Below are 21,951 nucleotides of genomic sequence, written 5' to 3'. Positions count from 1 at the left end.
GCGGGAGTGAATGCGGCGCAGGCTTGCTCAGGCCGTCTGGATATCGGCGGACTGGATGCGCTTGACGCCCTTGGCCGTCATCTGCTTCCATGCCGCGGCGAGCGAGCCGTTGAGATCGATCGCGCGCGTGGCGTCCTCGATCACGTAGACCTCGAAGCCGGCCTTGCGCGCGTCGAGCGCGGTCCAGGCCACGCAGAAGTCGGTGGCCAGCCCGGCCACGTACACCGTCTTGATGCCGCGCTGCTTGAGGTAGCCGCCCAGGCCGGTGGCGGTCTTGCGGTCGGCCTCCTCGAAGGCGGAATAGCTGTCGACGCCCTTGTGGAAGCCCTTGCGGATGATGACCTGCGCGGTGGGCAGCTTCAGGTCCTTGTGCAGCGCCGCGTCGTCGGTGCCCTGCACGCAGTGGTCGGGCCAGAGCACCTGGTTGCCGTAGGAAAGCTTGATGCTGCTGAACGGCTTCTGGCCCGCATGCGCGCTCGCGAACGACGCATGGCCTTGCGTGTGCCAGTCCTGCGTGACCACGATGTTCTCGAACGAATCGGCCAGCTTGTTGATGACGGGCACCACCTCGGCACCTCCCTTGACGGGCAGCGTGCCGCCGTCGACGAAGCAGTTCTGCACGTCGATCACGATCAGCGCGGACTTGTCGTTCGGCTTGAGCTTCGGGGCCGCGAACAGCGTCCCGGCCGCGCCCAGCAGGCCCAGTGCGGCCGTGGACTTCAGAAGGGATCTGCGGTGCGAGTCGTGCATGGCGTGTGCTCCGGTGGTTGATGAGAAGAAAAAGTGGCCGCGCAGGTGCGGCTAGACGCTCAGGTAGGCGCGGCGCACCTCTTCGTTGGCCGCGAGCTCTGCCATGGTGGCGTGGTAGCGGATCTGGCCCTTCTCGAGCACGTAGGCGCGGTCGGACACCAGCTCGGCGAAGTGCATGTTCTGCTCCGACAGCAGGATGCTCACGCCCTGCGCCTTGAGCTCCAGGATCATGTTGGCCATCTGCTCGACGATGACCGGTGCCACGCCTTCGGAGGGCTCGTCGAGCAGCACCAGGTAGGGGTTGCCCATGAGCGTGCGCGCCACGGTGAGCATCTGCTGCTCGCCGCCGCTCATGCGGCCGCCCGGGCGGTCGGGCATTTCGCCCAGGTTGGGGAAGAGCTTGAACAGCCGTTCGGGCGTCCACAGCGGCGCCTCGCTGCCATCGGCCCAGCGGCGCGACGGCTGCTTGCCGACCTCGAGGTTCTCCATCACCGTGAGATCGGTGAACACGCGGCGGTCTTCGGGCACGAAGCCGAGGCCGAGCTTCGCTGCGTGATGAGGTTCGCTCTTCGAGATGTCGTGGCCGAGGAAGCTGACGCTGCCCTTGCGCTTGGCCAGCATGCCGATCAGCGTCTTGAGCGTGGTCGACTTGCCCGCGCCGTTGCGGCCCATGAGCGCGACGACCTCGCCGCGGCGCACTTCGAGGTCGACGTCGTAGAGGATCTGCGCGGCGCCATACCAGGCGCACAGCGAATTCGCCTTCAACAGTGTTTCGTGTGTGCTCATCCGATGGCTCCCACTGCCGCATTCACTTCGGCGGCTTTCTCTGCAATTTTCTCGAAGGTCTTGCCGCTGCCGAAGTACACCTCCTGCACCTTCGGATGGTCACGGATCTCGAGCGGCTTGCCCTGCGCGATCAGGCGGCCGCGGGCCAGCACGATCATGCGGTCGGCGTAGGCGAACACCACGTCCATGCTGTGCTCGGTGAACAGCACGGCCAGGCCGCGCTGGACCACCAGTTCCTTGGTCAGCGCCATGAGCGAGTTGCGCTCCTTCGGCGCCATGCCGGCGGTGGGCTCGTCCATCAGCAGCAGCTTGGGCGCATTGGCCATCGCGATCGCGAGCTCGACGCGCTTGACGTCGCCGTAGGCGAGCTCGCTGCAGGGCCGGTCGGCCTGTGCCTTCATGCCGACCTGGTCGAGCAGCGCCAGCGCCTCGTCGCGCTTGTGGTCCGCCGCGCGGCGCCACATCGAGAACAGCTTGCCATCGTGCGAGAGCATGGCCATCTGCACGTTCTCGGCGACGGTGAGCGACGCAAAGGTTTCGGCAATCTGGAAGGTGCGGCCCACGCCCTTGCGCCAGATCTCGCGCGGCTTCTGGCCCACGAGCTCGTGGCCGTCGAACACGATGGAGCCCTGGTCGGCCTTGAGCTGGCCGTTCACCATGTTGAAGGTGGTGGACTTGCCGGCGCCGTTCGGGCCGATGAGGGCCAGCAGCTCGCCGGCCTTCAGCTCGAAGCTGATGCCGTCGACGGCTTTGACGCCGCCGAAGGACTTGCCCAGGTTGTCTACTTTGAGGAGGGTCATTTGGCTTTACTCCCTCTCTCTGTGGGAGAGGGTTGGGGTAAGGGCTCGCAGCTTTCGAACTCTGCAGATTCTTCGATCAGTGCCGAGCGATTGCTTCCCGGGACCGGGTCTCGCCCCGGCGGGCGACCTACTTTTCTTTGCTTCGCCAAAGAAACGTAGGCAAAAGAAAGGCGACCCCACTGTCTGCGACCCCTTCGCTGCGCTACGGGGCAACCTGCGGTGCTCGCGTTTCGCGGGGTCCGCAGAACTCGCTTCGCTCAAACAGCTGCGGCCCTGATCCGCGAAACGCTCCGCTCCTCGGCGCATACAGAGGGGCTTGGAAACCGAACGGGCCTTTGCTTCGCTCGGCCACCAAGCCACCGCGGCGCGCAGCGCCGCGGTGGTTGAGATTGGCTGTTGGTGTTGAGTTGGGCTGTTGGGGTTGGCCCCGGCCGAGCGAAGCGATGGCCTGTCTTCTCCCCACCCCTTCTGGCTGCGCCGAGGAGCGCAGATGGAGGCGGGATCAGGGCCGCAGCTGTTTGAGCGAAGCGAGTTCTGCGGACCCCCGCCGGAATCGAGCACCGCAGGTTGCCCGTAGCGAAGCGAAGGGTCGCAGACAGTAGGGTCGCCTTTTCTTTGCTTACTTTCTTTTGGCGAAGCAAAAGAAAGTGAGTCCGCCGCCGGGCGGATATCCCGGCCTCGGGAAAAAAGAAGACCCCTGAACGATGAAAGACAACCGTCCCTCACGTCCGCTTCTCCTTCAAAGCAACATCCACTTCCGAACGCCGACGCCCGCGCAGCCAGCGATCGCTCAACTGCTTGGCAAACCCCGCAATCCCCTGCGGAAACAGCAGCACCAACAGCAGGATGATCGCCCCCAGCGTCGCCCGCCAGTAGTCGGTATTGCGCGCCACCGTGTCATGCAGCCAGCTGAAAGTCACAGCCCCCACCACCGGCCCCGCCAGCGTCTGGATGCCGCCAAGCAGCACCATCACCAGCCCATCGACCGACTTGTCGACGCTCAGGCTTTCAGGCGAAATGCTGCCCTTCGAAAAGGCATAGAGCGCCCCGGCCAATCCAGCCGCCGCTCCAGCAATGACGAAGGCCGTCCATTGCATGCGCTTGACGTCGATGCCGATCGCATCGGCCCGCAGCACCGAATCGCGGCCCGCGCGCAAGGCATAGCCGAACGGCGAGAACAGCACGCGGCGCAGCATCAGGATGCCCGCGGCCACCAGCACCAGCGTGAGCCAGTAATAAGTGCGCTTGTCCGACAGCCACTCCGAAGGCCATACACCGGTGAGCCCGTTGCTGCCCCCGGTGAACGAATCCCACTGGTAGACCACGGCCCAGGTGATCTGTGCGAAGGCCAGCGTGAGCATCGCCAGGTACACGCCCGAGAGCCGCACCGCGAACCAGCCGTAGACGAAAGCGCCGATGGCGGCCACCAGTGGTGCGACGACGAGCGCGAGCTCCATCGGCATGCCGCTTGCGCGAACCAGCAGTGCGGCACCGTAGGCCCCCAGCCCGAAGTAGGCCGCGTGGCCGAACGAATGCATGCCAGCCGGGCCCATGATGAAGTGCAGGCTGGCCGCGAACAGCGCCGCAATCAGCAGGTCGATCATCAGCACCGTGGTGTAGGGCGAATCGGCAGTCAGCAGCGGCATCGCCATGAGCGCGAGCCCGAGCGCGGCGACGAGCCACAGGTAGCCCTTGCTCGCGCGCCGCAGCGGCTCTTCCTGCATGCCCACGTAGCGGCTGGGCGCCTGCGGGCGGCCGAGCAGGCCCCAGGGGCGCCACACCAGCACGATGGCCATCACGATGAAGTCGACCACCAGCGTGAGCTTGGAGAACGACACGCTGTAGCCGAAGATCTCGACCACGCCAAGCCAGATGCAGACCGCCTTGATTTCGGACAGCAGCAGCGCTGCCACGTACGCGCCAGGAATCGAGCCCATGCCGCCCACCACCACCACCACGAAAGCCGCGCCGATGGTGTTGAGGTCCATCGCGAGCGTGGCCGGCTCGCGCGGCAGCTGCAGCGCACCACCCAGCGCCGCGAGCGTGGCGCCCAGTGCGAACACGGCCGTGAACAGCCAGGCCTGGTTCACGCCCAGGGCGCTGACCATCTCGCGGTCTTGCGTGGCGGCGCGCACCAGCGTGCCCCAGCGGGTGCGCGTGAGCAGCAGCCACATGAGGCCGAGCACCACCGGACCGACGACGATCAGGAACAGGTCGTAGGTCGGAAACTGGCGGCCCAGGATGTCGACCGAGCCCGACAGGCCCGGCGCGCGCGGGCCGAGCAATTCGTCCGGCCCCCAGACATAGAGCACCGCATCCTTGATGACGAGCACCAGTGCAAAGGTGGCCAGCAGCTGGAACAGCTCGGGCGACTTGTAGATGCGGCGCAGCAGCACCATCTCGATCAGTGCGCCGATCACGCCCACCGCGAGGGCGGCGATCAGCACGGCCGGCCAGAAGCCGAGCGTGCCGAGCTTCTCGACCAGTGTGTAGGCAAGGTAGATGCCCACCATGAAGAAGGAGCCATGCGCAAAGTTGACGATGCGCGTGACGCCGAAGATCAACGAAAGGCCGGCCCCCACGAGGAACAGCGACGAAGCCGACGACAGCCCGGTGAGGAACTGAAGCAGCAGGGACGAGAGGCTCATGGGTGCAAGCGTTCCGGGAAGAAAAAGGTCAGTCGGCAGCGCGGGACTTCTTGACGTCGGCGGCGCTCGGCTGGAACTTGGCGCCGTCGAAGTAGGTGTAGTCGACCATCACGCCCTTGCCGTTCTCGTTCTTCGTCTTGCCGACGAAGGCGCCCATGGTCGACTGATGGTCTTCGGCGCGGTAGCTGATCTTGCCGAACGGGGTGTCGACCTGCAGGCCCTTGAAGGCGGCGACGAGCTTCGGCGTCTCGGTGCTCCTGGCCTTGTCGATGCCGGCCGCCACCGACTTGATCATGCTGTAGCCCACCACCGAACCGAGGCGCGGGTAGTCCTTGTACTTGGCGTGGTAGGCGAGGAAGAAGGCCTTGTGCTCGGGCGTCTGGATGCCGTACCAGGGATAGCCGGTCACGATCCAGCCGTTGGGCGTTTCGTCCTTGAGCGGGTCGAGGTACTCGGGCTCGCCGGTCAGAACGCTCACCACGGTGCGGTCCTTGAAGAGGCCGCGGGTGTTGCCTTCGCGCACGAACTTGGAAAGGTCGGCGCCGAACAGCACGTTGAAGACCGCATCGGGCTTGGCATCGGCCAGCGCCTGCACCACGGCACCCGCATCGACCTTGCCGAGCGGCGGCGCCTGTTCGGCGACGAACTCGACGTCGGGCTGCGCCGCCTTCAGCAGCGTCTTGAACGCGGCCACGGCCGACTGGCCGTACTCGTAGTTGGGGTAGACGACGGCCCAGCGCTTCTTCTTGAGCTTGGCCGCTTCGGGCACCAGCATCGCGGCCTGCATGTAGGTGCCGGGGCGCAGGCGGAAGGTGTATTCGTTGCCGCCCTGCCAGGTCATCTTGTCGGTCAGCGGCTCGCCGGCCAGGAAGAAGATCTTCTTCTGCTTGGCGAAGTCGGCCACGGCCAGGCCGGTGTTCGACAGGAAGGTGCCGGTGAGCACGTCGATCTTCTCGCGCGCCACCAGCTCCTCGGCCACGCGCACCGCATCGCCGGGGTTGGCGTTGTCGTCGCGCGTGATGAGCTCCACCTTGCGGCCGTTGACGCCGCCCTTGGCGTTGATCTCTTCCACGGCCAGCTCCATGCCCTTCTTGTAGGGCTCGAGGAAGGCGGGCTGGGCCTTGTAGCTGTTGACCTCCCCGATCTTGATCACGCCCTGGGCATGGGCAGGAACGAGGGCGGTGGCCAGCGTGGCAACGGCCGCGGCGCTGAAGACGTGACGCAATGGGTTCATGAGGAAACTCCTTGAAGGGACGAGAAACGAGGTCTTTGCGGGAAACACCGCGGAACCGGCTTTGCCGGGCCGCTGGTGTTGCCCGGGCGAGGGGGAAGGCGCGCGCGACACGAAGTGCGCGAAGACTGGGGGTGTACTCATCTCAGCCCGTCTTCACCCTTGATTTCGCTGGCCTGCAGCCCGCCGATGCGCGGCAGCGGCCGGCCGCTGTCGGTGACGGCCACGGCCACCACGATCTCGTTGGCGCGCGGCGCGTCGGACACGCGGGCCTCGACGGCGTCGAAGTGGCTGCGCACGAAGGCCGCATCCTTGTGGCCGAGCGGCACGTCGATGGCGGTGCCCAGCGTGCCGCGCTTCTTGGCCGAGGGCACGAGCGCGGCGCCCCTTTCAACCGCCGCGCGCAGCGGCGCGCCGAGCTTGGGATGCAGGATGGCGGCGGCATGCTCGAGCTCGCCGTTCTCGCCGACGATGGCCGCCTTGCCGTAGCTCTGCGCCTGGCCCGGCTCGATGCCGAGCGCCTTCACGGCCTTCTGGCCGAGCAGCGCGCCCAGCTCTTCGCCGATGGCGATCAGCTCGTCGAGGTTCTCGCTGAAGCGGCCCGCGTACGGGTTCTCGATCACCGCGATGGCCACGGCGCGGCGCGTGGGGGGCACGATGTCCTTGCCCATTTCCTTGCGGGTTTCGTCGACCTGGATGACGAGCTTGCGGATGTTGGCGGTCATGTCTTGTGTTCCTTCTTCGTGTCTCTGGTTCATCAGGTCAGCGCAAGCCGTCCCATTTGCTGATGTCTTTCGCGAGCAGGCCGCCCACGCGCGCATGCACGCGGTAGCCGGTGCTCATCGCGAGGATGAAGACGATCTCGTCGGCTGCCGGTGCGCCGGGCACGCGCACCTCGATGGCGTCGAACTGGCCGCGCACGTAGCTGGCGTTGATGTTGGTGAGCGGCACGTCGAGTGCGGCGCCGGGCGGGCCGACCTTCTTGGTCGAGGGCACGATGGACAGCGCGTTGCCGGGCTGGCCGGTTTTCTCTTCGGCCTTGCCCGCGGTGTAGGCCGCGCGGTCGCCCTTCCAGCCGAGCAGCTCGCGCATCGCATAGCCGCCGGGCACATGCCAGAGCGCGCCGTGTTCGAGCTCGCCGGCGGCGCCGACGATGGCGCCCTTGCCATAGGTGGCGATCTGCTCGAGCGGCACGTCCATGGCGGCATGCAGCTTGTGCGCCATGTCGACGCCCACCGGGTCGAGCAGCGCCATCATCGGCAGGATGTCGGGCTCGTAGCGGCCCGCAAAGGGATTGGTCAGCACCGCGCCGATGGCACCGCGCACCAGCGGCGTTGCGGCGCGCGGTCCGAACTCGTGGTGAATGTGCTCGACATGGGTGAAGACGCGGCGTATATCGATCATGGAAAGGAACCTTGCTTTTCGTTAAGCAAATACTGAACCAACTGCATCGGACGGTGCACTGGGCAGCGACTTCGAGCATAAGGGTTCGACAAGTCGCCACTGCCCCTGGCAAACGAGCAGAGCGGCCCAGACGAGCCCCCCTTTTTGCAGCACCTTCGCGCACACGGCGCCGGTGTCGAGCGCGCTTTTCACTTGCGAGGGCGCCAGTGGCGGCACATCGACCGTGACCAGGGTGTCGCCCAGGTCGCTATCGTCCTTGCATTCGCTGGCGGGGCGCCGTCCGATGGCCGCATCGTCCACGTCGACGGCATTGGCAATCGCGGTGGCGGCGGCATCGGCCTGCGCTGCGGTGGCGGCCAGGACCGTCACGCTGTCGGCAATGCCCAGCGAGAAGCTGCGCCCGCGCCAGCCGCTGGTGGCCACGCCGCGCACCGGCTGTGCGGCCTTGATTTCGAACTGGCCGTCGGTGGTGAGAAGGCCGGTATCGCGCTCGCGCCAGTCGAAGCGCGCGAGATCGGCATAGACGCCCACGCGCGCCGAATGGCCCGGCGCCAGGTGCAGCGCAATGTCGCCGCCGTTGTTGATCCAGGCGCGCTCGATGCCGGGGCGGTCATAGAACGCGATCAGCTCCTGCGCCACCGAGCCGGCCACCGCCGCCATCGGCGTGATGAACATCGGCGAGAACGCCGCGCAGGCATCCCACATGCGCGCACCGACCACGCCGCGCGGGCGCACGCCGCCGGCCACGGGCGCGCGCAGCAGCGGCAGCTCGCGCACCAGTTCGTCCAGCACATGGCCGAAGCGCGCCCAGGCCGCGTCGTGCGCGGCTGCGACAGCGTAGGGGTCGCCATGCGCCTCGGCCACGATGTCGATCGGGCCGTGGTTGAAGTGCCAGCGGTTCGCGTCGAGCGCGGTACGTTGGGCGGTCATGGCAGCAAGAGCGCGGGGACGGCGCTTTGTTTCTCCCTCCCCTTCCGGGGGAGGGTCGGGGTGGGGGCACGCGGTGCAATCGTCGGGCGCTCTGCCCGCCCCCATCCCGGCCTTCCCCCGGTGGGGGAAGGGGCAACAGCCACGGCACACGAAAAGATGGCCATCGCTCAACCCAGCATGGGTGGGTGGCCAAGCGGCCACGGATTGGCATCGTCCATCACGACCCACTGCCGCGCCAGCGGTGCGCCGTCTTCCTGCCACGCGCCGCGCGAAAGCGCCTGCTCGAGCGAGAAGATGTGTTCCATGTGGCCGCCGAGCGCCTGGTAGTCGTCACGCCGCATGCTGAACTCGATGGGCGCCACGATGGCCGGCGTGGGCACGGTGCCAAAGCTGTTGTCGGGCATGCGCATGACGTCCGCCATCACGGTGATGCCGCCGCCGGGCCACACATAGGCCGGCGCGCCGCCGCAGGTGACGTTGACCAGCGCGCGCTTGATGGCCCGCGTGAGCAGCACCGGGTTTTCGGTGACGCCGGCGCGCAAGGACCCGCCCGCACCACCGAGGAACAGCACGGTGCACAGCGAAGGTTCGCAGTTCTCGCCGATGCGCTCGACGATGCGGCGCACCTCGGCGGGCATTGGCTGTTCGACAGGCTTCAGCGCCTCGTCGAGCACGTACCACTGCGCATGCTCGCCGGTGGTCGATGTCATCAACAGGCGCAGGCCCGGCCGCGCCACGCCCTCTTCCCAGCCCTCGATGATCGAGAGCGGATCGGCGATGTCGGTGCCACCCCAGCCGTTGCCCGGATTCGCCACCTGGAAGTAGCGCCCCGGCGTGGACTTGCGCCCCAGCATCTGGATGCCCGAAGGCGCCATGTCGAGACAGCGCCCCGCCTGGTGCTCTGTGAGCACGCCGGTGATGTGGTCGTCGACCACCACCACCTCGTCGGCCACGCCCGCGAACTGGCGCGCGAAGATGCCCACGGCCGCCGAGCCGCAGCCCACGCGCATGCGCTGCTCCTCCACGCCGTTGACGATGGGTGCTTTTCCGGCCTGGATGACGAGCGTGGAACCGCCGTCGATGGTGCATTCGACGGCCTTCTTGTTGCCCAGCAGCTGCATCAGCTCGGCCGTCATGCGGCCTTCCTTCTTGCTGCCGCCGGTGAGATGGTGCACGCCGCCCAGCGACAGCATCTGCGAGCCGTACTCGGCCGTGGTCACGTGGCCGACCACCTCGCCCTTGTAGCGCACGTTGGCCTGCTCGGAGCCGAGGAAGCGGTCGGTGTCGATCTTCACCTTGAAGCTGCAGTAGCTGAAGATGCCTTCGGTGACGACGGTGACCATGTCGACGCCTTGGGCTTTGGAGGCCACGATGAAGGGAGCGGGCTTGTAGTCGGGATAGGTGGTGGACGAGCCCACGCCGGTCACGAAGACTTCGTCAGCGTGCAGCAGGTCGCCGCTCCAGTCGGGCGCGCCGCCCTCGGGCTTCTCTGCAGCCGGGCGGTCGAAGGGCACCAGCACCGGGGCCTCGCTCGCGATCTCGCGGCGCAGCAGCAGCACCGGGTCGACGCGCACCAGCACGCCCTGCCTGTTCGCATAGCGGTCGCAGGCGCCGGTGCGGCCGTCGGAGATCTGGCACAGCACCGGGCAGGCGTTGCATTCGACCTTGGCGCTGCTCATCTTCTCGTTGCGCGGGGGCGCCTTGCCGAAGGCGCCGCTGCCGGCTTCGGCCACCACCGGCATGTCCATGCCGGGAAGGCCATCTGTCTTGGTGTGTTCTGTCATCGGGGCGATCTCGTGGGCGTGATGCGGGTCGGGCACGGGGAAACTCGGTCAGCGGAGGGTTGCAACAAACGTGCCGCCTGCCCGCTTGTGCGCCGCCTTCCATTTGTGTAGCATTCCCTACACTTTCATGTTGCGTTCACTACATTCGAGGTCAATGTAGCAAACAGGCCCGATGCTTGCAATGGTGTTTTCTCGCGGTGTTCATCGGGGTTTTTCCGACCAACGACAATGGAGGGTTCGCAGCCGGCCGGCGGCTGCACGCCCCACAAGCGTGCGTTCCGGCTCAGCCACCTTCCACTGTTCCAACCAACTCTTGAGTTCCGTATGAGTGCTTTCAGCGAAGAACGCGTCCTGAGCGTCCACCACTGGACCGACCGCCTGTTCACCTTCACCACCACGCGCGACCCGGCGCTGCGCTTCTCCAACGGCCATTTCACGATGATCGGCCTGAAGGTCAACAACAAGCCGCTGCTGCGCGCCTACAGCATCGTGAGCCCGAACTACGAGGAGCATCTCGAGTTCCTGAGCATCAAGGTGGAAGAAGGCCCGCTCACCTCCAAGCTGCAGCACATCCAGGTCGGCGACACCATCATCGTGGGCCGCAAGCCCACCGGCACGCTGCTGATCGACTACACGCTGCCCGGCAAGCGCCTGTACCTGTTCGGCACGGGCACGGGCCTCGCACCGTTCATGAGCATCATCCGCGACCCGGACACCTACGAGAAGTTCGAGCAGGTCATCCTGGTGCACGGCGTGCGCCAGGTCGACGAGCTGGCCTACCACGACCTCGTGACCGACCACCTGCCCAAGCACGAGTTCCTCGGCGAGATGGTCGAGAAGCAGCTGCTCTACTACCCGACGGTCACGCGCGAGGAATTCCGCAACCAGGGCCGCATCACCGACCTGATCGAGACCAACAAGCTCACCGACGACCTCGGCCTGCCCCCGCTCAACCCGGTGGAAGACCGCGTGATGCTGTGCGGCAGCCCGGGCCTGCTGGTGGACCTGAAGCACATCCTGGAGAAGCGCGGCTTCAAGGAAGGCAACACCTCGACGCCCGGCGACTTCGTGGTCGAACGCGCCTTCGCCGAAAAGTAGGCCGAGCCGCGCGCACGATGGCCGACAGCCGCACCGCCGCCAAGCCCCAGCGCCGCACGGGCGTGCGCGAGGCCGCGGCACAGGCCACGCGCGACAGCATCCTGAAGTCGGCGACCAAGGTGTTCGCCAAATACGGCTACGACGGCGGCAGCGTGGAGAAGATCTCCAAGGCCGCCAAGTCGTACGACCGGATGATCTACTACTACTTCGGCAGCAAGGAAGGCCTCTTCATCGCGGTGCTCGAAGGCATCTACAAGCGCATGGACGACGCCGAGGCGGCCATTGCGCTGGATGCCTCGCGGCCGGTGGAGGCGCTCACCGAGGTCATCCGCTTCGTGCTCGGCTACTACCGCAAGAACCCCGAGTTCGTGACGCTGCTGAACACCGAGAACCTGCACAAGGGCCGGCACATCTCGAAGTCGCTCAGGGCGCGCGAATACTCGTCGCGGGCGGTGGCGATCATTGCCGAGATCCTGGCGAGCGGCGCGGCGCAGGGCCTGTTCCGCCGCGACCTGAACGCGCGCGACATCTATCTGCTGATCGCGTCCACCGGCTACTTCTACACCTCGAACCGGCACACGCTCACGGCCTTCCTGGGCGAGCCGCTGGAGTCGCCCGAGGCGATCACGCACTGGGAAGACTTCGTGATCGAGACCGTGCTGCGAACCGTGCGCGCGGACGACATCCAGGAACAAGAGAACAACTCCCCACCCCACGACGAGGACACCACGAAATGGCAGAAATCGCAGCCGGCGCAAAGTCGGGCAAGGTCGTCATCAAGAACATAGGGCTGCTGCTCTCGGGCGACATCGACAAGCCCATCCTGGACGCGGACACCCTCGTGGTGAACGACGGGCTGATCGTGGCAGTCGGCAAGGAAAAGGACTGCGACCTCGAAGGTGCGCAGACCGTCATCGACGCGAAGAAGACCTGCGTCGCGCCCGGCCTGATCGACAGCCACGTGCACCCGGTGTTCGGCGACTGGACGCCGCGCCAGGGCCAGATCGGCTGGATCGACTCGACCATGCACGGCGGCGTCACCACCATGATCTCGGCCGGCGAGGTGCACCTGCCCGGCCGGCCCAAGGACATCGTGGGCCTGAAGGCGCTGGCCATCACCGCGCAGCGCGCGTTCGACAACTTCCGCCCGGGCGGCGTGAAGGTGCTGGCCGGCGCGCCGGTGATCGAGAAGGGCATGGTCGAGAGCGACTTCAAGGAACTCGCCGACGCCGGCGTGGGCCTGCTGGGCGAAGTGGGCCTGGGCTCGGTGAAGGCCGGCTACGAGGCCAAGGAGATGGTGGCCTGGGCGCGCAAGTACGGCATCCAGAGCACGATCCACACGGGCGGCCCGTCGATCCCGGGCTCGGGCCTGATCGACAAGGACGTGGTGCTGGAGGCCGACGCCGACATCATCGGCCACATCAACGGCGGCCACACCTCGCTGCCCGAGGCGCATGTGTGCGAGCTGTGCGAGAAGAGCTCGCGCGCGATCGAGATCGTGCACAACGGCAACGAGAAGGTGGCCATCGCCGCGGCCAAGGCCGCGCTCGAGCTCAAGTGCCCGCACCGCGTGATCCTCGGCACCGACGGGCCCGCGGGCTCCGGCGTGCAGCCGCTGGGCATCCTGCGCATGGTGGCCATGCTGTCGTCCATTGCAAACATCCCGGCCGAGCTGGTGTTCTGCTTTGCCACCGGCAACACCGCGAAGATCCGCAAGCTCAACTGCGGGCTGATCGAGGTGGGCCGCGACGCCGATTTCGTCTTCATGGACCGCGCGCAGCATTCGCCCGCGCCGGGCCTGCTCGAGAGCGTGCAGCTCGGCGACATTCCGGGCGTGGGCATGGTGATGATCGACGGCATCGTGCGCTGCGGCCGCAGCCGCAACACGCCGCCCGCGACCGAAATCCCCGTGGTGGTGTCGGCGGCGCACTGAGCGCCAACGCTGCACTTTCTCCTTCCCCCTCTGGGGGAAGGTCGGGATGGGGGCAGGCAGAGCGCCGATGGATGCGCCGCGTGCCCCCACCCCAGCCCTCCCCCAGAGGGGGAGGGAGCAACACTGCTACTTCGCGCGAAACACCAGGTAGCGCGCGGACAGGAAGTTCACGGCCAGCCCTGCGCAGCTGCCCAGCGCCACGCCGGCCGCGGGAGCCCAGGGGCCCGAAGCCCAGTGCAGCACCAGCACATACGCGCCGTAGTTGACGACCGCCCCGCCCAGCATGGTGGCCAGATAGCCGAGGTATTCGCGCACGATCGGCGTCGCCGCGCCCGAGGAGCGCCGCGCCGCGAAGGTGTAGCGCCGGTTCAATGCCCAGGTGGCCGTTGCCGCCGCAAGAAACGACAGCACCCGCGCGCCGTACCAGCCCAGCAGCGGCGCCGCAAGGTACAGCACGGCCACGTCGACCACGAATCCCGCCGCCCCGACAATGGCGAACGCCAGGAACTCGCGGCCCGCCTTCATGGCGTGCGGCGGAACTGCCCGACGCCGGGAATCGCGAGGTAGCGCAGCCGCTTGGCCTCGCGGCGGGCGAGCCGGATGGCGTGCATCACGACGCCGCACACCATCGACAGCATGGCGGCCAGCATGGCGCCCGTCGCCAGCACCGCCGTGGGGAGCCGGGGCACCAGGCCGGTGTGCAGGTAGGTGAGCAGCAGCGGAATGGCCAGTGCGATCGCGCCCGCCGCAAGCACCGCCGCAAGGATCGAGAAGAACTGCAGCGGCCGCTCGCTGATGAACAGCTTGCAGATGGTCTTCAGGATGCGCCAGCCGTCGCGGTAGGTCGAGAGCTTGCTGTGCGAGCCTTCGGGCCGCGTGCTGTAGGCGGTGTCGAACTCCGCATGGGGCATGCGCAGTTCGAGCGCATGCACCGTGAGCTCGGTCTCGATCTCGAAGCCCTGTGAAAGCGCGGGAAACGACTTGGCATAGCGGCGCGAGAACACGCGGTAGCCCGAGAGCATGTCGGTCAGCCCGCCGCCGAAGAGCTGCGCCACCGCGCCCGTGAGCAGCCGGTTGCCGAAGCGGTGGCCGGCGCGGTAGGTGAGCGCGTTCTGCCCGTCGTCGACGCGGCAGCCCACCACCATGTCGAGATTGCGCTCCACCAGCGCATCCACCAGCCGCGGCGCGCTGGCCACGTCGTAGGTGGCGTCGCCGTCGACCGTCACGTACACGTCGGCCTCGACGTCGGCGAACATGCGGCGCACGACGTTGCCCTTGCCCGGCGCCGCCACGTGCGTCACCGTGGCGCCGCTCGCGCGCGCGATGGCGGCCGTGTCGTCGGTCGAGTTGTTGTCGAAGACATGGATCTCGGCCTCGGGCAGCGCCGCGCGGAACTGCGCGACCACCTGCGCGATCGACAGCGCCTCGTTGTAGCAGGGGATCACCGCCGCGATGCGGATCGGGGCGCGGGCGGCGGCGGATGGGTTGTCGTCGGTCATGGTGCGGTCGAGAGAATGCGGTAGACCCGGCCGCCGTCTTTTTCGTACAGCAGGGCGAAATGCGCGTCGAAGCCGGGCCGGGTGGCCAGCGTGGGCACCATCGAGGTCGGCATGACGATGGCCGTGAATCCCATCGCGGCCAGCTTGCGCGCCATGTCGCCGGGCAGCAGCAGCAGGAAATCGCGGTAGCGCCACGGGCCGAGCGTATCGCCCCAGATCGGATTGGGGCCGTAGTAGATCGCCTCGTTCAGCGCGATCTGGTAGACGCGACCGGTGGCATGCTGGCGCAGGTAGTCCATGGCGGCATAGCCCGGCACATGCTGGCGCAGGAAGGCTTCGCGCGTTTCGGGCGTGGGCGAGATCATCGCCACCTTGCCCGCCGTCTGGCGCAGCGACACCGCGGCCAGTGCCGCCAGGAGCAGCACGACGATCCAGTCGCCCACCAGGCCCAGGCGCCCGGCAGGTGCCACGGCGGCAGGCGCGGCACCCGCCGGCCCGCCCCGGGCCCCAAACACGCGGCGCACGCCCGCGGCGATCCAGCCGAACAGCACCTGCCAGCCGATGGCCGCCATCAGCGCGAGCAGCGGAAACGAAGCCGTGAGGTAGCGTGGATAGCGCGAGGTCAAAAGCCACACGGCCACGGAATAGAAGCAGAACCAGCCCGCGGCGCGCAGCGCGGCCGAGCGCTTCCACAGCAGGCTGAACGGCGCCAGGAACACGGCCCAGATCAGCGCGTTGGGCCGTGCCGCATGGTCGCGCACGTCGGCCACCTGCTGCACGTAGTCGGCCGGGATCCAGTCGGTGAAGCCGAACACGCGCGCGCCGATGGGGTTGAACGGATCGCCGGTCATGATGGCGTTGCGCGCGTACCAGTACACGCACGGAATCAGGAAGCACAGCAGCGCCAGCGCCCAGGCCTTGGGCCGGCGCTCGTGCCAGACGACGAACAGCGCCACCAGCGGCAGGAAGGTGAGCGCCTGGTATTTCGAACCCGCCGCCACCCCAAGGCAGAACGCCGCCAGCCCGAGCCAGCGCGTGCCGCCCTGCAGCGGCTCTGAGTCGCGCCACCACCACAGCGCCACGCAGGCACTGAGCACGAAGAGCGCCACGCCCATGTCGATCAGCGCATTCGAATAGTCGCCGATGCCGATCCAGATGGCCGCGCCGATGCAGGCCGTGAGCCGGTTGGCGTGCTGGATGCCGAGGCGGTAGACCATCACCGCCGAAAGCGCTCCGGCCAGCGCATTGAGAAAGTGCGGCAGCACGTCGTCGCCCACCTGCAGCGCGGCCGCATAGAGCAGGTTGTAGTTGTACGGGAACCAGGGGTAGCGCAGCCACTCGTGGATGCCCAGCGAGCCCTGCTGGGCCACCTGCCGCGCATAGGGCAGGTGGTACATCAGCTCGTCGAAGGCGGCGGGCGGCGCGAGCGGCGCGACCAGCGCGGGCAGCGCCACCAGGGCCAGCGCGATCGCGGCGATCCTTTCGGCGCGGGTCCATGGCGCGGCCCCCGCGCCGGCGGCACGAAGCGCCCGCGCTTCGCGCCACCAGGGCCGCAGCTGCAGCACGGCCGCCACCACGCCGGCGGCGATCAGCGCCACGGTGGCGCCCGGCTTGAACGCGCCGAAGATCGCCAGCAGCTGGAAGGCGCAGATGAACAAACCCACGCCCAGGGCCGCCGCCATGGCCGCTTCGAGCCAGGCGTCCCGGCGCGGCGGCGGCGCGAGGCGCGCCAGCAGCGCACGCCCGAAGCCCCAGCAGCCAAGGACAAAGACCGCCAATGCCGCGTAGTGCGCGGCAGCAAATATCAGCTTCTGAATAACAACTCCCGGTGCCGGTCGGCCACGCCGGCCGGCAGGTTCAAAGGTTCGGCGCCAGCAGGCGCTCGAGGTCGGATTCGCTCTCCTTGCGCCGCGCCGCCTGGTCCTGCAATTGATCGTGCCCGATCTTGCCGACATTGAAGTACGTCGACTCGGGGTGGCTCAGGTAGAAGCCGCTCACGCTGGCGGCGGGCATCATAGCGAGGCTTTCGGTCAGCGTCATGCCAATGTCCGCGCAGCCCAGAAGGTCGAACATCGGGCGCTTCACGCTGTGGTCGGGGCAGGCCGGGTAGCCGGGCGCGGGACGGATGCCGCGGTATTTCTCGGCGATCATGTCCTCGTTGCTCAGGCCCTCGTCGGGCGCATAGCCCCAGAGGTCGGTGCGCACGCGGTGGTGCAGCGATTCGGCAAAGGCCTCGGCCAGCCGGTCGGCCAGGGCCTTGAGCATGATGGCGGAGTAGTCGTCGAGGTCGTCGATGAAGTACTTCTCCTTCTTCTCGACACCCAGGCCCGCGGTCACCGCGAACACGCCCACGTAGTCTTTCAGCCCGCTGTCCTTGGGCGCGACGAAGTCGGCCAGGCAGCGGCTCGGGCGCATCACGCCGTCGATCACCTGCTTCTCGGTCTGCTGGCGCATGCCGTACCAGGTGAGCGCGACCTCGCTGCGCGTCTCGTCGGTGTAGAGCTCGATGTCGTCGTCGTTCACCGTGTTGGCGGGCCAGAAGCCGACCACGCCACTCGCGCTGAGCCAGCGCCCTTCGATCAGGCGCTTGAGCATGCGCTGGCCATCGGCATACACGCGCACGGCCTCGGTGCCGACGATCTCGTCCTTCAGGATGGCCGGGAACGGGCCGGCGAGGTCCCAGGTCTGGAAGAACGGGCCCCAGTCGATGTACCTGGCGAGCTCGGTCAGGTCGAAGTTCTTGAACAGGCGCCGGCCGATGAACTTGGGCACCGGCGGCGTGTAGCCGGACCAGTCGACCGGCGTCTTGTTGGCGCGCGCCTTGGCCAGCGGCCACATCGGCACCTGCTTCTTGTTGGCGTGCTGCGTGCGCACCTTCTCGTAGTCGGCGTTGATCTCGTCGATGTACGCGGTGGCCTGGTCGGAGAGCAGCGACTGCGCCACGCTCACGCTGCGCGAGGCATCGGGCACGTAGACCACCGGGCCTTCGTAGTGCGGCGCGATCTTCACGGCGGTGTGCACGCGGCTGGTGGTGGCGCCGCCGATCAGAAGCGGAATCTTCTTGATGCGGAAGTGGTCGTCCTTCTGCATCTCGCCGGCCACGTACTGCATTTCTTCCAGGCTCGGCGTGATGAGGCCGGAGAGGCCCACGATGTCCGCGCCCTCGACCTTCGCCTTGGCCAGGATCTCGTGGCACGGGACCATCACGCCCATGTTCACCACCTCGAAGTTGTTGCACTGGAGCACGACCGTGACAATGTTCTTGCCGATGTCGTGCACGTCGCCCTTGACGGTGGCGATGATGATCTTGCCCTTGGTGCGCACGTCGCGGCCCGCGGCCTCGTCCTGGCGCTTTTCTTCCTCGATGTAGGGGATGAGGTGGGCCACGGCCGACTTCATCACGCGCGCCGACTTCACCACCTGCGGCAGGAACATCTTGCCCTGGCCGAACAGATCGCCCACGATGTTCATGCCGTCCATCAGCGGCCCTTCGATCACGTGCAGCGGACGGCCGCCCTTGGCGAGGATCTGCCGGTAGGCTTCTTCGGTGTCCTCGACGATGAAATCGGTGATGCCGTGCACCATGGCATGCGAGAGGCGCTGGTTGACGTGCACCGGATGCTCCGGCGTGCCGCGCCATTCGAGCTTCTTGCTGTCGTCCTTGGCGCCGCTCTTGGCGGTCTCGGCCACTTCGACCAGGCGTTCACCGGCGTCCGGGCGGCGGTTGAGCACCACGTCTTCCACGCGCTCGCGCAGGGTCGGCTCGAGGTCGTCGTACACGCCCACCATGCCGGCATTGACGATGCCCATGTCCATGCCCGCCTGGATCGCGTGGTACAGGAACACGGTGTGGATCGCTTCGCGCACCGGGTCGTTGCCGCGGAAGCTGAAGCTCACGTTGCTCACGCCGCCCGACACCTTGGCGCCCGGCAGGTTCTGCTTGATCCAGCGCACCGCGTTGATGAAGTCGACCGCGTAGTTGTCGTGCTCCTCGATGCCGGTGGCAATCGCGAAGATGTTGGGGTCGAAGATGATGTCCTCGGGCGGAAAGCCCACCTCGTCCACCAGGATGCGGTAGGCGCGCTCGCAGATCTCGATCTTGCGTTCGTAGGTGTCGGCCTGGCCCTTCTCGTCGAAGGCCATCACCACCGCCGCGGCGCCGTAGCGCCTCACGAGCTTGGCCTCGTGCTTGAACTTGTCGACCCCCTCCTTCATGGAGATGGAGTTGACGATGCCCTTGCCCTGGATGCAGCGCAGGCCGGCCTCGATCACTTCCCACTTGGAACTGTCGACCATCACCGGCACGCGCGCGATGTCGGGCTCGCTGGCAATCAGGTTCAGAAAGCGCACCATCGCGGCCTTGCTGTCGAGCATGGCCTCGTCCATGTTGATGTCGATCACCTGCGCGCCGTTCTCGACCTGCTGGCGCGCCACGGCCAGGGCGTCCTCGAACTGGCCGTTCAGGATCATCCGCGCGAAGGCCTTGGAGCCGGTGACGTTGGTGCGCTCGCCGATGTTGACGAACAGCGACCCGGCATCGATGGCCACCGGTTCGAGGCCGGACAGCTTCATCGGGGGGACGCGGGGCGTGGAGACTTCGTTCATGGGGGCTCACCTGGGCAGGAAAAAACGTCAGGTGAGCGTCGTTTGCGGCTTGCGCCCTGGCGGCAGGGCGCCTTCCAAGCCTGACGGCGGGCCTCTCGATGCGGGCCGCCGCTGCAACGCTCCTTGGAAGGGAGCGCAATTTTACCGGCTGCGGCAAGGACCGCGGCCGCCAGGGTCGTTCAGGCGCCCTGCCCGGCCGCCGTTGCCGGGCCGGTCTTGGCGGGCGCGGCCGAGGCCGGCAGCCCGAACACCCGGTCGAAGCCCCAGTTGAAGACGAAGGTGTAGACTAGGAAGAACACCACCAGGCCCAGGTCCATCACCAGCGCCTGCCAGAGCGTCACGCCAAGGCCCCAGGCAAACAGCGGCACCAGCACCGCGATCAATCCGCCCTCGAAGCCGACGGCATGCGCCACGCGCCGGCGCACGCTGCGCCCGCGCACCGCCTGGCGCGACTCCCAGCGCTCGAACAGGGCGTTGAAGACCAGGTTCCAGATCACGGCAATGACCGAGGCGGCCACCGCCAGCACGCCCGAATGCCCGAGCCCGGCGTCGGTCATCAGCGCCAGCCCGGCACTGGCGGCCACGATGGCGATTCCTTCGTAAAGGCTGATGTAGACGACGCGGCGCTGGAACCCCTGCATGACTGTTTCCTCTGGCGGATGAAGACGATGGCTGGACTTTATTTGCTGTTCGCTGATATAAAAAGTCAACTTATTTCAATTTTATTGATAGATAGGTGCAGCAGATGGCTTTCTCCAGCGACAACGTCGAGGTCTTCCTGGCCGTGATCGACCACGGCTCCTTTTCGGCTGCGGCGCGCGCACTGCACAAGGTGCCCTCGGCCGTCAGCATGGCCATTGCCAACCTCGAGGCCGAACTGGCCCTGCCCCTGTTCGACCGCAGCGGCCGCGAGCCGCAGCCGACCGCCGCCGCCCGTTCGCTGGAGCCGCAGGCGCGGCTGCTGGCGGCCCAGCTGAAGCAGCTGCAGGTGCAGGCCCTGGCGCTCACGCAGGGCCTGGAAAACCGCCTCACGCTGGCCATTGCGCCCGAGTTGCTGGCCGCGCCCTGGAGCGGACCGCTGGCCGCGTTGGCCGAGGAATATCCGCTGCTGCAGGTCGAGGTGCTGGCCGCCCCGCAGGCCGATGCGCTGGCGCTGCTGCACAGCGGCCGCGCGCAGCTGGCGCTGGTGTTCGAGCGCCCGAGCCTCGATGGGCGGGAAGGCTTTCAGGAGGTCGGCAGCGACACCATGGTGGCCGTGATGGCGCCCGGCCATCCCGTGCTGCTTGCGGCCGCCGGCGAGCGGCTGCGCGAGGAGCACCTCACGAACACCCGGCAGATCGTGGTGGCGGGGCGCGACCTGGCCACCAGCGATCCGCGCTTCGTGTTCGCGCGCCACGTCTGGCGCACCGACAACGCGCTGGCCGCACTGAGCCTGATCACGGCCGGCCTCGGCTGGGGCTGGCTGCCGCGCAATTTCGCCAGGCCGCACGTGGCCGCGGGCGCGCTGGTCGAGATTCCATTCGAGAACCTCAGCAACGGACTCGACCTGTGGGTCGACGTGGTGTGGTCGCGCGAGCGGCCGCTGGGGCTGGGGGCGCAGCGCTTCGTGGCACTGATCGCGCGCGACCGGCAGGCCGCGGCGGGCATTCCTGCCGCGAGCGCGCGCGGCTGATCAGTCGCGGTGGCCGTGGCCGCCGCCCTTTCCACCGCCGCCACCGCCGCCATGGCCGCGGCCACCACCCCTGCCGCCACCTTCACCGCCTCCATGCGGGCGCCCGCCGCCCGGATGCATCTGCGGCTGGCCGGGCGGCGGTCCGGGCCGGAAGGCCGGCTGGGGCCGCGGCGGCTTGATGCCCGGGTCGGCCGGCGGGCGATAGCCCGGCCCCGGCCGTGGTGGACGGTAGCCCGGCCCCGGTTGCGGATGGAAGCCGGGCCCCGGCGCGGGCTTGAAGCCCGGGCCCGGCCATGGCCTCGGTTGCCAGGCCGGCCGCACCGGCGGCGGGGGACGCCAGCCGGGCATCGGCGGAGGCGGCGGTCGGCCGCCCCACCAGCGGCGCTCGCCGTACCAGGGCCGGTCTCGGTAGTAGTCGGCCCAGTAGCTGCCGATCACGAACGTGACGACGGGCACGCCGATCACCGCGGCATAGCTGGCCAGCGGCACGCGCCGCTCCTGGTAGGCGTAGTCCAGGCTCCGGGCCCAGACCCAGCCGCGTCCGCCGTCGGGCAGCACCACGTCGCACCAGCTGTAGCCGCCGGTGCAGCCGATCACGTCGAGCGGCTGGCCCGGCCCGAGCCGCGCCACCAGCGGATAGTCGCCCGAGGGGCCCGCGCGCAGGTTGACCGCGCCGCGCGTGAAGGCCTGCTGCGCCGCGGCGGCCAGCGGCAGGGCCAGCGCCATGGCGCCAATGCCGATCCAGCGCAGGGAAAGTTTGTTGTTCATGATGAGGCTTCCTTTGCGCCGCCAGCCTAGGCGGCGGCCCGGA

19 protein-coding genes and 1 riboswitch are annotated in these 21,951 nt (G+C 67.8%); of the genes, 4 read left to right on the top strand and 15 right to left on the bottom strand.

Features of this window, described 5'->3' with window-relative positions:
- Positions 1 to 27 precede the first annotated feature (27 nt).
- The 9 genes from pncA to ACAM54_RS00965 form a co-directional block, all read right to left on the bottom strand.
- Positions 28 to 750, bottom strand: coding sequence for a bifunctional nicotinamidase/pyrazinamidase (pncA, locus tag ACAM54_RS01005; RefSeq protein WP_369649514.1), 723 nt, complete (start codon positions 748 to 750; stop codon positions 28 to 30).
- 51 nt (positions 751 to 801) lie between these two features.
- Positions 802 to 1,536: an ABC transporter ATP-binding protein gene (locus tag ACAM54_RS01000; protein WP_209535820.1), complete on the bottom strand. Its 735-nt coding sequence runs from the start codon at positions 1,534 to 1,536 to the stop codon at positions 802 to 804.
- Positions 1,533 to 2,336 carry an ABC transporter ATP-binding protein gene (locus ACAM54_RS00995; RefSeq protein ID WP_124961368.1) on the bottom strand — a complete coding sequence of 268 codons (804 nt, stop codon included), beginning with the start codon at positions 2,334 to 2,336 and terminating at the stop codon, positions 1,533 to 1,535. The genes ACAM54_RS01000 and ACAM54_RS00995 overlap by 4 nt, the downstream gene beginning before the upstream one ends.
- Before the next feature lie 722 nt (positions 2,337 to 3,058).
- Positions 3,059 to 4,984 carry an ABC transporter permease gene (locus ACAM54_RS00990; protein WP_369649513.1) on the bottom strand — a complete coding sequence of 642 codons (1,926 nt, stop codon included), beginning with the start codon at positions 4,982 to 4,984 and terminating at the stop codon, positions 3,059 to 3,061.
- Between the two features lie 28 nt (positions 4,985 to 5,012).
- The gene (locus tag ACAM54_RS00985) at positions 5,013 to 6,218 is read right to left on the bottom strand and encodes an ABC transporter substrate-binding protein (protein WP_192326706.1); all 1,206 of its coding nucleotides are present in this window, start codon (positions 6,216 to 6,218) and stop codon (positions 5,013 to 5,015) included.
- 137 nt (positions 6,219 to 6,355) lie between these two features.
- Positions 6,356 to 6,940, bottom strand: coding sequence for an amino acid synthesis family protein (locus ACAM54_RS00980; protein ID WP_369649512.1), 585 nt, complete (start codon positions 6,938 to 6,940; stop codon positions 6,356 to 6,358).
- Between the two features lie 37 nt (positions 6,941 to 6,977).
- Entirely contained in the window at positions 6,978 to 7,619 is a 642-nt protein-coding gene (locus ACAM54_RS00975; RefSeq protein ID WP_145738612.1) for an amino acid synthesis family protein, read from the bottom strand.
- Between the two features lie 21 nt (positions 7,620 to 7,640).
- On the bottom strand, positions 7,641 to 8,549 hold the full coding sequence (locus ACAM54_RS00970) for a UPF0280 family protein (protein WP_369649511.1): 909 nt from the start codon (positions 8,547 to 8,549) through the stop codon (positions 7,641 to 7,643).
- 167 nt (positions 8,550 to 8,716) lie between these two features.
- Positions 8,717 to 10,333, bottom strand: a complete 1,617-nt coding sequence (locus tag ACAM54_RS00965; protein WP_192326711.1) for a 6-hydroxynicotinate reductase — start codon at positions 10,331 to 10,333, stop codon at positions 8,717 to 8,719.
- A gap of 324 nt (positions 10,334 to 10,657) precedes the next feature.
- On the opposite strand from ACAM54_RS00965, the gene ACAM54_RS00960 reads away from it, so the two are divergent.
- The 3 genes from ACAM54_RS00960 to ACAM54_RS00950 are packed head-to-tail and all read left to right on the top strand — an operon-like array spanning position 10,658 to position 13,364.
- Positions 10,658 to 11,431 (top strand): ferredoxin--NADP reductase, encoded by a 774-nt coding sequence (locus ACAM54_RS00960; protein ID WP_145738618.1) that lies wholly within the window; start codon positions 10,658 to 10,660, stop codon positions 11,429 to 11,431.
- 17 nt (positions 11,432 to 11,448) lie between these two features.
- Positions 11,449 to 12,219, top strand: a complete 771-nt coding sequence (locus ACAM54_RS00955) for a TetR family transcriptional regulator (protein WP_192326712.1) — start codon at positions 11,449 to 11,451, stop codon at positions 12,217 to 12,219.
- Positions 12,165 to 13,364 (top strand): amidohydrolase family protein, encoded by a 1,200-nt coding sequence (locus ACAM54_RS00950; protein WP_369649510.1) that lies wholly within the window; start codon positions 12,165 to 12,167, stop codon positions 13,362 to 13,364. The genes ACAM54_RS00955 and ACAM54_RS00950 overlap by 55 nt, the downstream gene beginning before the upstream one ends.
- A 126-nt stretch (positions 13,365 to 13,490) precedes the next feature.
- On the opposite strand, the gene ACAM54_RS00945 is transcribed toward ACAM54_RS00950, so the two are convergent.
- The 5 genes from ACAM54_RS00945 to ACAM54_RS00925 form a co-directional block, all read right to left on the bottom strand.
- Complete coding sequence (locus tag ACAM54_RS00945) at positions 13,491 to 13,889, bottom strand: GtrA family protein (protein WP_369649509.1); 399 nt, start codon at positions 13,887 to 13,889, stop codon at positions 13,491 to 13,493.
- A complete protein-coding gene (locus ACAM54_RS00940; RefSeq protein ID WP_145738626.1) occupies positions 13,886 to 14,863 on the bottom strand; it encodes a glycosyltransferase family 2 protein in 978 nt (325 codons plus the stop codon). Before ACAM54_RS00940 ends, ACAM54_RS00945 begins: the two co-directional genes overlap by 4 nt.
- Positions 14,860 to 16,641, bottom strand: coding sequence for an ArnT family glycosyltransferase (locus ACAM54_RS00935; RefSeq protein WP_369649508.1), 1,782 nt, complete (start codon positions 16,639 to 16,641; stop codon positions 14,860 to 14,862). The genes ACAM54_RS00940 and ACAM54_RS00935 overlap by 4 nt, the downstream gene beginning before the upstream one ends.
- Before the next feature lie 79 nt (positions 16,642 to 16,720).
- The gene (gene metH, locus ACAM54_RS00930) at positions 16,721 to 19,435 is read right to left on the bottom strand and encodes a methionine synthase (protein ID WP_369650933.1); all 2,715 of its coding nucleotides are present in this window, start codon (positions 19,433 to 19,435) and stop codon (positions 16,721 to 16,723) included.
- A gap of 59 nt (positions 19,436 to 19,494) precedes the next feature.
- A riboswitch (S-adenosyl-L-homocysteine riboswitch) is annotated at positions 19,495 to 19,599 on the bottom strand.
- 48 nt (positions 19,600 to 19,647) lie between these two features.
- On the bottom strand, positions 19,648 to 20,109 hold the full coding sequence (locus ACAM54_RS00925) for a PACE efflux transporter (RefSeq protein WP_145738630.1): 462 nt from the start codon (positions 20,107 to 20,109) through the stop codon (positions 19,648 to 19,650).
- Between the two features lie 104 nt (positions 20,110 to 20,213).
- On the opposite strand from ACAM54_RS00925, the gene ACAM54_RS00920 reads away from it, so the two are divergent.
- Positions 20,214 to 21,140: a LysR family transcriptional regulator gene (locus tag ACAM54_RS00920; RefSeq protein WP_145738632.1), complete on the top strand. Its 927-nt coding sequence runs from the start codon at positions 20,214 to 20,216 to the stop codon at positions 21,138 to 21,140.
- On the opposite strand, the gene ACAM54_RS00915 is transcribed toward ACAM54_RS00920, so the two are convergent.
- Positions 21,141 to 21,908 carry an SH3 domain-containing protein gene (locus tag ACAM54_RS00915; RefSeq protein WP_369649507.1) on the bottom strand — a complete coding sequence of 256 codons (768 nt, stop codon included), beginning with the start codon at positions 21,906 to 21,908 and terminating at the stop codon, positions 21,141 to 21,143.
- Positions 21,909 to 21,951 lie beyond the last annotated feature (43 nt).

Origin of the sequence: Variovorax sp. V93, assembly GCF_041154485.1 — a bacterium.
Taxonomy (GTDB): domain Bacteria; phylum Pseudomonadota; class Gammaproteobacteria; order Burkholderiales; family Burkholderiaceae_C; genus Variovorax; species Variovorax beijingensis_A.
The sequence above is the reverse complement of the archived record's forward strand: the minus strand, read 5'-3'. Positions and strand labels throughout refer to the sequence as shown.